The 13,674-nt window shown below is 59.3% G+C and carries 6 protein-coding genes; 5 read left to right on the plus strand and 1 reads right to left on the minus strand.

Going from position 1 to position 13,674, the window contains the following annotated elements:
* Positions 1-3 precede the first annotated feature (3 nt).
* A complete protein-coding gene (gene dnaB, locus AC4ANK_RS03925; RefSeq protein WP_002551832.1) occupies positions 4-1,398 on the plus strand; it encodes a replicative DNA helicase in 1,395 nt (464 codons plus the stop codon).
* A 107-nt stretch (positions 1,399-1,505) separates the two neighbouring features.
* Positions 1,506-3,821, plus strand: coding sequence for a YgiQ family radical SAM protein (locus AC4ANK_RS03930; RefSeq protein WP_002551833.1), 2,316 nt, complete (start codon positions 1,506-1,508; stop codon positions 3,819-3,821).
* Between the two features lie 51 nt (positions 3,822-3,872).
* On the opposite strand, the gene AC4ANK_RS03935 is transcribed toward AC4ANK_RS03930, so the two are convergent.
* Complete coding sequence (locus tag AC4ANK_RS03935) at positions 3,873-6,617, minus strand: hypothetical protein (RefSeq protein ID WP_002551834.1); 2,745 nt, start codon at positions 6,615-6,617, stop codon at positions 3,873-3,875.
* Between the two features lie 273 nt (positions 6,618-6,890).
* Here AC4ANK_RS03935 and AC4ANK_RS03940 point away from each other — a divergent pair, with 273 nt between their 5' ends.
* The 3 genes from AC4ANK_RS03940 to AC4ANK_RS03950 all read left to right on the plus strand — a co-directional run bounded on the left by AC4ANK_RS03940 (position 6,891) and on the right by AC4ANK_RS03950 (position 13,647).
* On the plus strand, positions 6,891-10,169 hold the full coding sequence (locus AC4ANK_RS03940; protein WP_002551835.1) for a transglutaminase family protein: 3,279 nt from the start codon (positions 6,891-6,893) through the stop codon (positions 10,167-10,169).
* Between the two features lie 89 nt (positions 10,170-10,258).
* Positions 10,259-12,754, plus strand: a complete 2,496-nt coding sequence (locus tag AC4ANK_RS03945) for a circularly permuted type 2 ATP-grasp protein (protein WP_002551836.1) — start codon at positions 10,259-10,261, stop codon at positions 12,752-12,754.
* A complete protein-coding gene (locus tag AC4ANK_RS03950) occupies positions 12,754-13,647 on the plus strand; it encodes a transglutaminase family protein (RefSeq protein ID WP_002551837.1) in 894 nt (297 codons plus the stop codon). Before AC4ANK_RS03945 ends, AC4ANK_RS03950 begins: the two co-directional genes overlap by 1 nt.
* Positions 13,648-13,674 lie beyond the last annotated feature (27 nt).

Below are 13,674 nucleotides of genomic sequence, written 5' to 3' on the forward strand. Positions count from 1 at the left end.
GCCATGAACGATATTTCCACCCCCGAACAATACGATCTGCAAACCGCTGCCCTGAAGGTGCCGCCACATTCCATCGAGGCCGAACAGGCCGTGCTCGGTGGTTTGATGCTGGATAACAACGCCTGGGAGCGGGTGCTCGATCAAGTTTCCGATGGTGATTTCTATCGACATGACCACCGCCTGATATTCCGCGCCATCGCCCGTTTGGCCGACCAGAACAGCCCGATTGACGTGGTCACCCTGGCTGAACAGCTGGACAAGGAAGGACAGACCTCGCAAGTAGGCGGCCTGGGCTACCTCAGTGAGCTGGCGAAAAACACGCCTTCTGTCGCCAACATCAAGGCCTACGCGCAGATTGTCCGGGCCCGTGCCACATTGCGGCAATTGATCGGCATCAGCACCGAAATTGCCGACAGTGCGTTCAACCCGGAAGGCCGTACCGCCGAAGAAATTCTTGACGAGGCTGAACGGCAGATCTTCCAGATCGCCGAAGCGCGCCCCAAGACGGGCGGTCCGGTCAGCGTCAACGACCTGCTGACCAAGGCCATCGACCGTATCGATACCCTGTTCAACAGTGATAACGCCATCACCGGCCTGTCCACCGGGTATACCGACCTCGACGAAAAGACCAGCGGAATGCAGCCCGCCGACCTGATTATCGTTGCCGGACGTCCGTCGATGGGTAAAACCACGTTTGCCATGAACCTTGTCGAGAACGCGGTGCTGCGCAGTGACAAGGTGGTTCTGGTCTACTCGCTGGAGATGCCAGGTGAGTCGCTGATCATGCGTATGTTGTCGTCGCTTGGGCGCATCGACCAGACCAAGGTGCGCGCGGGTCAGCTCGACGACGATGACTGGCCGCGGCTGACGTCTGCGGTCAACCTGCTCAATGATCGCAAGCTGTTCATCGATGACACTGCCGGTATCAGCCCGTCCGAAATGCGTGCGCGTACCCGGCGGATCGTACGTGAGCACGGCGATATCGCCATGATCATGATCGACTACCTGCAGTTGATGCAGATTCCCGGCTCGAGCGGTGACAACCGGACCAACGAAATTTCCGAGATTTCGCGCTCGCTGAAAGCGCTGGCCAAGGAATTCAACTGCCCGGTCATTGCCCTGTCGCAGCTCAACCGCTCCCTGGAGCAGCGGCCGAACAAGCGTCCGATCAACTCCGACCTTCGGGAATCCGGAGCGATCGAGCAGGATGCCGACGTGATCATGTTCGTCTACCGGGACGAGGTGTATCACCCGGAAACCGAGCATAAAGGCATTGCCGAGATCATCATCGGCAAGCAGCGTAACGGGCCGATCGGCACCACGCGCCTCGCATTCATCGGCAAATACACGCGTTTCGAGAACCTGGCACCGGGCAGTTACAACTTCGACGACGATTGACCCGGGGTAAGGCCCATCAAATCCGACCACTGTCGTCGGGTTTGATCAAAAAATGTGCTATATTCCGCGCCCGCGATTTTTCCAACGTGCAAACGTAGGTCCTGAACATGCAAGCAGCCAAGCCGTTATTTGACTATCCCAAGTACTGGGCCGAATGTTTCGGACCAGCACCTTTCCTGCCCATGAGCCGGGAAGAGATGGATCTGCTTGGCTGGGATTCCTGCGACATCATCATCGTTACCGGTGATGCGTACGTCGATCACCCGTCTTTCGGCATGGCGATCATCGGCCGTCTGCTTGAGTCCCAGGGCTTTCGGGTCGGGATCATTGCGCAGCCAAACTGGCAGTCCAAAGACGATTTCATGAAGCTCGGCGAGCCGAACCTGTTCTTCGGTGTCGCTGCAGGCAACATGGACTCGATGATCAACCGCTATACCGCGGACAAGAAAATTCGCTCCGATGACGCTTATACCCCTGGCGGCATGGCCGGCAAGCGTCCGGATCGCGCAAGTCTGGTCTACAGCCAGCGCTGCAAGGAAGCTTACAAGCATGTGCCTATCGTGCTGGGCGGCATCGAAGCTTCCCTGCGTCGTATTGCCCACTATGACTATTGGCAGGACAAGGTTCGCAACTCGATCCTGATCGATGCCTGCGCCGACATCCTGCTGTACGGCAACGCCGAGCGTGCGATTGTCGAAGTCGCTCAGCGCCTGTCCTACGGCCACAAGATCGAAGACATCACCGATGTGCGCGGCACCGCGTTCATTCGTCGCGACACGCCGCAGGGCTGGTACGAAGTCGATTCGACGCGTATTGACCGTCCGGGCAAGGTCGACAAGATCATCAACCCGTACGTCAACACCCAGGACACGCAGGCCTGCGCCATCGAGCAGGAAAAAGGCAACGTCGAGGACCCTAACGAAGCCAAGGTGGTGCAGATTCTTGCCAGCCCGCGCATGACCCGGGACAAGACGGTCATCCGCCTGCCATCGGTGGAAAAGGTCCGTAATGACGCTGTGCTGTATGCCCATGCCAACCGCGTCTTGCACCTTGAAACCAACCCGGGCAACGCCCGTGCGCTGGTGCAGAAGCATGGAGAGGTCGACGTCTGGTTCAACCCGCCGCCCATTCCGATGACCACTGAAGAAATGGACTACGTGTTTGGCATGCCTTACGCGCGCGTCCCGCATCCTGCGTACGGCAAGGAAAAGATCCCTGCCTACGACATGATTCGTTTCTCCGTGAACATCATGCGTGGCTGCTTCGGCGGCTGCACCTTCTGCTCGATCACCGAGCATGAAGGCCGGATCATTCAGAACCGCTCCGAAGAGTCGATCATTCGCGAAATCGAAGAGATTCGCGACAAGGTGCCGGGCTTTACGGGCGTGATTTCCGACTTGGGCGGGCCGACCGCGAACATGTACCGCATCGCCTGCAAAAGCCCGGAGATCGAATCGGCTTGCCGTAAGCCGTCCTGCGTATTCCCCGGCATCTGCCCGAACCTGAACACCGATCACTCATCGCTGATTCAGCTGTATCGCAGCGCCCGCGCCCTGCCGGGCGTGAAGAAAATCTTGATCGCCTCTGGCCTGCGCTACGACCTTGCGGTCGAGTCGCCGGAGTATGTCAAAGAGCTGGTAACGCACCACGTGGGTGGTTACCTGAAGATCGCCCCGGAACACACCGAGGAAGGTCCGCTCAACCAGATGATGAAGCCGGGCATTGGCAGCTATGACAAGTTCAAGCGCATGTTCGAGAAGTACACCAAGGAAGCCGGCAAGGAGCAGTACCTGATTCCTTACTTCATCGCCGCCCACCCCGGCACCACCGATGAAGACATGATGAACCTGGCGCTGTGGCTCAAGGGCAACGGCTTCCGCGCGGATCAGGTGCAGGCGTTTTACCCGTCGCCTATGGCAACCGCCACGGCCATGTACCACTCCGGCAAGAACCCGTTGCGCAAGGTCACCTACAAGAGCGACGCAGTCACGATTGTGAAGAGTGAAGCGCAGCGTCGTCTGCACAAGGCCTTCCTGCGCTATCACGACCCGAAAGGCTGGCCGATGTTGCGCGAGGCCCTTGAACGCATGGGCCGTGCCGATCTGATCGGGCCGGGCAAGGATCAACTGATCCCGTTGCATCAGCCGGCGACCGACAGCTATCAAAGTGCGCGCCGCAAGAACTCGACGCCAGCTGGCAGCCACAAGGTTGCCAAGAACGCGAAGACTACGCTGATCCAGACCCAGCATACTGGCCTGCCACCGCGTGGCAGCGATGGCAGCAAGCCGTGGGACAAACGCGAAGAGGCCAAGGCCGCCGCAATGGCGCGCAACAAGCAGGCCGCCAAGGAGCGCATGGATGCAGCCAAGGGTGGCAAGGGCAAAGGCGGCAAGCCAGCCCGCAAGCCTGTAGTGCCTCGCTGATAGCTATGGGCCGCAGGTACGCTTGTACCTGCGGCCCGGCTGTTCTTCAGGTCAGGTAGCCTTTTGCTCTTCAGCTTGAGGCTCCTGCGTGCCCATACTGGCGAGAAGTCTGCGACTGTAACCCTTACCTACGTTTATCGCCAAAAATTTCCAGGTGACGTGCTTCACGACGAATTGCGAGACGCCAGTCAATACTTTTCCCGTCACGTCAGGGGCTGGCCTGATATTGATCGAGGTGGTACCTCTGAGTGTAATGCGCGTCTTCATGAGCAATTTCGAAACATGAACTTTGCCACCTCGGGCTATCAGATTTCTGCCTAAACGCGTGGCGACCTTTGCAGTACCTGCAAGCAGCTTTCCGGCGAAGCCACCGTACGGAATCATGTAGACCGTCAGCCCTAGTGCTCCTGCCCTCATGCGGTTTTTCTCTCCGGACAGGAGGCTTTTGAATTCGGGCCAGGGCGTCAGAGATATCAGGATATTGGTTATCTCTTCGATAGCCCCGGGCGCGCTTTTGTCCTTTTCTATTTTGGTAATGCCTTTGCATTGTGCATAAAGGTCATCCTCATTAACGTAGAACAACTGGCTGCAGACAATACTGGCAATGCCGGTACAGCGTTTTGAAAACGTGGTTATGGGCATATGCAGGGCTGTCTCAGTGTTCGATGGGCCGAATGGTTCGCCAACAATTTCTGCAATCATGGTGGCGGTCGCGCCATCACGCGGTTCATCGCCGCGCAGGTAGGCGTTTTGATCAAACGGCAATGTTCTTCCCTTATTGACAACCACCGGCGTCGGGATTGTGGATGTAATCGTCCAGAACTCGATCCCGGGTACACCATTCTCGATAAGCGCCTTCAGATCAGGGCGATAACGCACCATCATCAACAGCGGGAAAACTTCGTAGAACCTTGTTTTGCCTTCGTAGACAGCCTGAATGATAAAACCGGCGCGGCCTCGCAGTGGTTCTCGATGCTTCTCGCTTTCTGCAACAGCCATCAGGTCTTGGGTCGGTAGTCTGAGCGAGTAGAGTGATACGGCACCATTTTCGATGGCCAGGCGATGCTTGAAAGGCAGTTGAGTCAGCAACTTTTTAATGATTGTCGCGTAAGCCTTGCGGGCATCAGCCAGATAAGCCTGAAACTCATGCTCGAATTGTTGATTGATGTCTGGCAGCGCCTTGTACAGCAACTGCATTTCACGGTTTATGGGAAGTAGGCCTTCCGTGCTGTCGCGCCCCGGCAGTCTCCAGTCATCAATGTTTTCACCGGCCATGTAGACCTCCAGCAACGACGACGAATCGTGTTTTATGCCGTAAGCGTTATAGGGCAGATTGGATGCTGAGAGGGTGCCTTTATGATCGCGATAGACAGGCGTATGGCTTTTCCGTAGCACCGCCAGCCTGGGGCGTAGATCAATGGGCGGGAATGGATAATCTTCCTGCTCAAGTATCTGTTGAATTGCAGGCGTCCTTCGCGCTTCTGTCATGGCGACGATGGCCATCGCCTTGCGTTCTGGCGCTGTGCGAACCAGTGCATTCACAGCTTCAAGTGATTCGGTTTCGGATTCTTCGAACGCGCTGACTGCCTGTGCTATCTCTTGTTCGGAATAAGGCAGGTTGCCCTGAATACGGATATAACCGTTGGCCTGCGCCCATGCCAGAAGGATGGGCAGGCGGGTTGTGAGATAGGCTGCCTGCTGTTCATCGGTGTCCATCTTTTTGTTGAAGATCACTGGCAGTTCGATCAGGTCGTCAAAGCTCATCCAGCGTGAAGAACCAAACTCGATGGCTTCCGCAAGGGTGACCCCATGCTGAAAATTGACCCACACTTCAGTACAACCATATGGCAGATCGTCGGGAACACCGTTGACCAGCCATTCAGGGCAGTTCTCCAGTGCCAGTATGAAGCGTGCGAGTATTGCTTCGTTGATCGACGCCGCCTTGCCCGTGTTGATCAGGTGGCTGTGCATATCGTTCAGGATGTCAGCGTGGCTACGCCCCAGGTTTTCTGTTCTGGAGAATGTGTAGTCGGCAATTTCTCCAGGCTTTCGATCCTCAGGTTGCTGAAGATCGCTGCTGATGGCATGCCATAAAATCCGGTCCATGAGTGTCATCAGGGACGCGGACGTTTCTCCCTCAGGCCGATCAAGTTGTGCCAGCAGCGTTTGTCCCAATGCCCTTGCCGGTCCGGATCTGAGAACCCGGGCCATAACCGCCACTGGGGAGTCCTGAACATGTGCCAGTGGACAGGAGGCAATGATTTCAGCACCCAGCTTGCTTAGCAGCGTGCCACCTTCGTTGCCCAAGTACTCGGTGCGGGCTCGTTTCAGGTCCTGCAGATTTTTCGGTGTCAGCATGGCCTTGATGTCGAACTGATCAATAAGCCCCAATTCCTGACTGGCGCGAAGTTCTGCCAGCGTATTGAGCAGGTTTTTGATTGCCGTTGTGTCAGGCGATGGTGGAAGCGACAACCCGTAGTTGTAGCTCAGCATCAATGCCAGGCTGACGCGGCCATCGCTGTCTATCTGAAACGGCAACTCCTGCTTTTCGGCTTGAAGCGGTGCAGGCAGAGCCGCTTTCTCAGCGCAGTATTCGCCGAATCCGGACGCTGGATCTGGCTTGATCCGAATGTCTTCAAGGCTGATAGGGGCATTGCTGCTCTGCATTACCGCAAGCAATGCTTTTCGTGTCGTCTCGTAGTCAGCACGTTCGGCCGGATCCATGAGGTCGATGTGAGCGTCGACAGCTTCGGTCGGTTCTGAAAGCGGTTGTTGCGCGGGATTTAGCTGTGTCATTACAAGTGCTCCGATAATGGTTAATCATTGGAGGACGATGTAATCAGGCATCAATCTGGCTGTGGCACTAAGTAAATATTGCGTGCGGGTCCAACCTTATTGCCCTGTGCGCCCCGTTTCCGTGCGACCCTTGCACCTTCAGTTCAGGCGAGCACAATTATGGTGCTGCGCCTGATCGGGCGGGGAATGTCACTCTCGTTGGCGCACGACTTTGACCGGATGGCATAAGTCTTGCGCGGCTCAATTACCGTTCAGGCTCGCAGGAGGCACGCCGTGTCGATTCATATTGCCTTGCACCATGTCACGCACTATCGCTACGAACGCGCGGTCGAACTGGGTCCTCAGATCGTTCGCCTGCGCCCGGCCGCTCACAGCCGCACGCGCGTACTGTCGTATTCGCTGAAAGTCCTGCCTGAAAACCACTTCATCAACTGGCAGCAGGACCCTCAAGGTAATTACCTGGCGCGTCTGGTCTTCCCGGAAAAGACCAGGGAATTTCGCGTCGAGGTCGATCTGGTCGCCGAGATGGCGGTGTTCAATCCGTTCGACTTCTTTCTGGAGCCTTACGCCGAAAACATCCCCTTCACCTATGCCAGCGAAGAACAGCGCGAGCTGGCGCCGTACCTGGAAAAACTGCCGCTGACCCCAAGATTTCAGGCGTATCTGGACAGCATCAGTCGCGAGCCGATACCCGCCATCGACTTTCTGGTGGGTCTCAACCAGCGCCTGAGTCAGGATGTCGCTTACCTGATCCGTATGGAACCGGGTGTGCAGACCCCGGAATTCACCCTGGAAAACGCTTCAGGTTCTTGCCGTGACTCCGCGTGGCTGCTGGTGCAGCTGTTGCGCCATCTGGGTATGGCGGCGCGATTTGTATCGGGCTATCTCATCCAGCTCAAGGCCGATGTCGAGGCGCTGGACGGGCCGTCGGGCACTGATGTCGACTTCACCGACCTGCATGCCTGGTGCGAGGTCTATCTGCCGGGTGCTGGCTGGGTCGGTCTGGATGCTACTTCCGGCCTCTTTGCAGGCGAAGGGCATATTCCGCTGGCGTGCAGCCCGGAACCGTCTTCCGCAGCGCCGATCAGCGGTCTGGTCGAGCCGTGCGAAACCGATTTCAGCCACGAAATGTCGGTCGAGCGCATCTGGGAGGCCCCGCGGGTCACCAAGCCGTACACCGAAGAGCAATGGCAGGACATTCAGTCCCTCGGCCGACAGATCGACGCGGACCTGACGCGTGACGACGTGCGCCTGACCATGGGCGGCGAACCGACGTTCGTGTCCCTCGATGATCGCGACGGTGCCGAATGGAACACGGCTGCGCTGGGGCCTCGCAAGCGCGAGCTGTCTGCCGAGCTGTTTCAGCGCATGCGCGCGCATTACGCGCCACTGGGGATCGTGCATTTTGGCCAGGGCAAATGGTATCCGGGCGAACAGTTGCCACGCTGGTCACTGAACTGTTTCTGGCGCAAGGATGGCAAACCGGTCTGGCGCAACAATGCGCTGATAGCCGATGAAACCCAGGATTACGGCGCTACCGGCGAGCTGGCCGGGCGCTTTCTGGCCAGCGTTGCCGAGCGTCTGAAACTACCGGCCCGTTTCGTTTTTCCGGCTTACGAAGACAATTTCTACTACCTGTGGCGCGAAGGCGCATTGCCAGTCAACGTGACTGCCGAAGACTCGCGGCTGGGTGATGAGCTGGAGCGCGCGCGTCTGCGCAAGGTCTTCGCTCAGGGGCTGGACAAGATGATTGGTCAGGTCCTGCCGTTGGCCCGTAATGCAGGCGGCGATAGCTGGCAGAGTGGCCGCTGGTACTTGCGTGACGAACACTGCCGTCTGGTGCCGGGTGATTCCGCGCTGGGCTATCGCCTGCCATTGGCCTCGCAACCCTGGGTCAAGGCGGCGGAGTACCCGTTCATTCATCCGACCGATCATAACCAGGACTTCCCGGAGCTTGCCGACAGCGACTCGCTGACCTCGGCGCTCAAGTCCACAGATATCGACGCCGAACGCTCGCCGAAAATCGATGAGTCGGCCGACTGGCTGACCCGTACGGCGCTGTGCGCCGAAGCGCGCGACGGGCGTCTGTATCTGTTTATGCCGCCACTGCAAAAGCTTGAGGAGTACCTTGAGCTGGTGGCCGTGATCGAAGCGACTGCTGAAGAACTGCAATGCCCGATTCTGCTGGAAGGCTACGAGCCGCCGAGCGATCCGCGGCTGTGCAACTTCCGCATTACCCCGGACCCTGGTGTGATCGAGGTCAACGTGCAGCCGTCCGCCAGTTGGGACGAGTTGGTCGAGCGCACCGAGTTTCTTTACGAGCAGGCGCGTCTCACACGCCTGACCACAGAGAAATTCATGATCGACGGGCGTCACACCGGCACTGGCGGCGGCAACCACTTCGTGCTGGGTGGCGCGACACCGGCGGACTCGCCGTTTCTGCGTCGCCCAGACCTGCTGCGCAGCCTGATCAGCTATTGGCACAACCATCCTTCGCTGTCGTACCTGTTTTCCGGTCTGTTCATCGGCCCGACGTCCCAGGCACCACGTATCGATGAGGCGCGCAACGACTCGCTTTATGAAATGGAAATCGCCTTCGCACAGATGCCGGAGCCGGGTGAAGAAGTCGCGCCGTGGATCGTCGATCGTCTGCTGCGCAACCTGTTGATCGACGTCACCGGCAACACCCATCGCGCCGAATTCTGCATCGACAAGCTGTACTCGCCCGATGGTGCAACCGGGCGTCTTGGCCTGCTGGAGCTGCGTGCCTTCGAGATGCCGCCGCATGCGCGCATGAGCCTGGCGCAGCAGTTGCTGCTACGGGCGCTGGTGGCGCGTTTCTGGCGTGAACCCTATGCGCCGGCCAAGCTGGCACGCTGGGGCACGCAACTGCATGATCGCTTCATGTTGCCGCACTTCATCGAGCAGGATTTCGCCGATGTGGTCGCCGACCTCAACGCGGCAGGCTACCCGGTGCAGGCCGACTGGTTCTCTGCGCATTTGGAATTCCGCTTTCCGAAAGTGGGTGATTACGCCGTCAACGGCCTCGAGCTGGAGCTGCGGCAGGCGCTGGAGCCTTGGCACGTTCTGGGTGAAGAGGGCTCGGCCGGTGGCGCGGTGCGCTACGTCGATTCGTCGCTGGAGCGCTTGCAGGTGCATCTCAGCGGGCTACCACCGCAGCGCTACGTATTGACCTGCAACGGTGTCGCGGTGCCTTTGCAGCCCACCGGACGGGCTGGCGAGTTCGTCGCGGGTGTGCGTTATCGCGCCTGGCAGCCGGCCAACTGCCTGCAACCGACCATCGGCGTCCATGCGCCACTGGTTTTTGATCTGGTCGACACCTGGATGCACCGCTCGCTGGGCGGCTGCGCGTATCATGTCGCCCACCCGGGCGGCCGCAACTATGAAACCTTGCCGGTCAACGCCAACGAAGCGGAAAGCCGTCGCCTGTCACGTTTCTTCCGCATCGGTCACACCCCGGGCAAACTGGACGTTCCGTCGCTCAACATTAACGACGAGCTGCCGATGACGCTGGATATGCGTCTGCATTAGAAAAACAGTGGCTCTGTGCGTCAGATGCACACGGACGTGACATCTGACTGCACTAATCTGAAGTCCTTACGTTGCCTGCCGAGCCTTCCATGCCCGACCTGCTTGACCATTACCCGCTGTCCGAGGGTACTTACCACGAAATGCTCGATGCCGACGGTGCCGTCCGCCCGCACTGGCGTCGTCTGTACGAACACATGCAACGCAGCACCTCGGCGCAACTGATCCAGCGCCAGGCCTTGCTGACCCGGCAGATCCAGGAAAACGGTGTCACCTATAACGTTTATGCCGACCCCAAAGGCGCGGATCGCCCATGGGAGCTGGACCTGTTGCCGCACATCATTGCGGCGGATGAGTGGCAGCACGTAGCGGCAGGGATTGCCCAGCGTGCACGACTGCTCAACGCGGTGCTGGCGGACCTTTACGGCCCGCAGACGCTGATTGCCAATGGCTTGCTGCCCGCTGAACTGGTATTTGGCCATAACAACTTTCTGTGGCCGTGTCAGGGCGTAAAACCTCCAGAAGGCACGTTCCTGCATATGTACGCGGTCGATCTGGCACGCACCCCGGACGGGCGCTGGTGGGTGACTGCCGACCGCACCCAGGCGCCTTCGGGTGCCGGTTATGCGCTGGAAAATCGCCAGAGCGTCGCGCGTGCCTTGCCGGAAACCTATCGTGACCTGCAAGTCCGGCACCTCTCGGGTTTCTTCGACGCATTGCAACAGACGCTTGCCCGGCAGGCACCGACCAGCAGCGAGGCGCCTCTGGTGGTGCTGCTGACGCCGGGGCGTTTCAACGAAAGTTACTTCGAGCATTTGTATTTAGCGCGGCAGTTGGGTTATCCGCTGGTCGAGGGCGGCGATCTGACCGTACGCGATGCCACTGTTTACCTGAAAACCCTCAGCGGTCTGCGTCGGGTTCACGCGATCATGCGCCGTCTGGACGACGACTTCTGCGATCCTCTGGAATTACGTACCGATTCCGCGCTTGGTGTGCCGGGGCTGCTGGAGGCGGTGCGTCAGGGCAATGTGCTGGTCGCCAACGCATTGGGCAGTGGTGTTCTGGAGTCGCCTGGCCTGCTGGGCTTTTTGCCGAAAATCAGTCAGTACCTGTTTGGCGAAGATCTGATCCTGCCATCGGTCGCAACCTGGTGGTGCGGAGAACCGCCCGTGCTGGCGCAAGCGCTGGAGAAACTGCCTGATCTGTTGATCAAACCTGCATTTCCTTCGCAGCACTTCGCCCCGGTGTTCGGTCGCGATTTGAATGAGGAGCAGCGCAACGCGCTTGCCCTGCGCATGCAGTCGCGCCCCTATGCCTACGTCGCCCAGGAGCTGGCGCAGTTGTCTCATGCACCGGTGCTGCAGGCCGATGGTACCGGTTTGCAGCCGCGCGCCATCGGCATGCGTGTCTACGCAGTGGCCAGCCTCGACGGCTATCGCGTGCTACCGGGCGGCCTGACCCGAGTGGCCGCCGAAGCCGATGCCGACGTGGTGTCGATGCAGCGCGGCGGTGCGAGCAAGGACACCTGGGTGCTGGGCGAACGCTCGCACCTTGGCGAGCCCTGGAAGGGGCAGCGCACGCTGGGTGTCTATGACCTGATTCGCCGTGACCCTTACCTGCCGTCGCGGGTGGTGGAGAACCTGTTCTGGTTCGGGCGTTACTGCGAACGTTGCGACGACAGTGCTCGCCTGCTGCGCATCATGTTGACGCGCTATGTCGATGACGACGATCCCCTCGCGTTGCAGGCGGCTGTCGCGCTGGCCGAGAGCCTGGGCATGCTGCCCGAAGCCGAGGAGGGCGAAGAGTTGAAGGACCGCCTGCTGGTTGCTCTGCTGGGCGACGAGTGGCCGTTCAGCCTGCGCGCCAATTTGCAGCGTCTGCAGTGGGCCGCTTCGCAAGTGCGCGGCAAGCTCTCACGGGAAAACTGGCAGGCGCTGGTCGAATTGCAGCGCGAAGCCTCGAGCCTGGAAACCGACGAGCCGGATTTTGGCGAATTGCTGGATTTCCTCAACCGGCTGGTGATGTCTCTGGCAGCGCTTTCCGGTTTTGCGCTGGACGACATGACCCGCGACGAAGGCTGGAGCTTTTTGATGATCGGGCGACGTATCGAGCGTCTGAAGTTTCTCAGCACCAGTCTGGCGGCGTTTTTGCGTGGCTCGGCAGTCTCGGAGAAAGCCGGGCTGGAGTGGTTGCTGGAGCTGGGCAACAGCAGCATCACTTATCGTTCGCGGTACATGGCCGTGCCGCACCTGATTCCGGTGCTGGACCTGTTGCTGCTTGATGAGCAGAACCCGCATGCGGTGCTGTTTCAGCTCAAGCTGGTGCAACGCTCGCTGCGCCGCCTGAACGACGAGTTTGATGCGCCGCGTGACAGCAGCCTGGCGGTGCTGGCTCAGCGTCTCGCCGCATTTGACCTTGGCAGCCTGGAGAACCCGCTGTTCGGTCAGAGCAGCATCGACGCTGTCCTCGACGGGCTGGCCGATCTGCTGCAGAGCATTGGTGACAGCAGTGAGCAGGCCTCCGACCGCCTGGCGCTGCGCCATTTTGCTCACGTCGATGACGTCAGCCAACGCACGGTATCTGTCTGATGAGCGCCTTCTACCAGATTTTTCATGACACGCATTACAAGTACGACAGCCCGGTTTCGCTGGCTCAGCAACTGGCGCATCTCTGGCCGCGCAGCAGCCCGTGGCAGCGTTGCACCGAGCAGACACTCGAGATTTTCCCGGAGCCTACCACGCGCCGTGACGAGCTGGATGTGTTCGGCAACCCGCTGACCCGACTGGCGTTCGAGCGTCCGCACGACGAGTTGCAAGTCAATGCGCGGTTGCGTATCGAGGTCATGGAGAAGCCGTTTCTGGACTTCAATCTGTCGCCGGAATGGGGAGTGACCCGCAGTGCGCTGACTTACAGCGCCAAGCCGATGACTGCTGATATTCTGGAGGCCTGCCGCTATCGCTTCGAATCCCCCTATGTTCACCTGAAGCGTTCGTTCGTCGAATTTTCGCAGGTCTGTTTCCCGCCGGGCCGCCCGTTGTTGCTGTGCGTACAGGCCCTGATGGAAAAGATTTTCGACGAATTCACCTTCGATGACGAGGCGACTCAGGTCGCCACGCCCCTGGTGGAAGTGCTGGAGCGGCGACGGGGTGTGTGTCAGGACTTCGCCCACTTGATGCTGGCGTGTCTGCGCTCCCGTGGCCTGGCGGCGCGCTACGTCAGTGGCTATCTGCTGACCCAGCCACCACCGGGCCAGCCCCGCTTGATCGGTGCCGATGCCTCGCATGCCTGGGTATCGGTGTTCTGTCCGGCCTCTGGCTGGGTTGACTTCGATCCCACCAACAATGTGCAACCTGCGCTGGAGCACATCAGCCTGGCCTGGGGGCGTGATTTCTCCGACGTATCGCCTTTGCGCGGCGTGATTCTGGGCGGTGGCACGCATGATCCCGATGTCCGGGTGACGGTAATGCCGGTCAGCGCCTAATTACCTGCTCCCGTGAATCGTTATTCA

Source organism: Pseudomonas sp. Pmew2 (assembly GCF_058129885.1).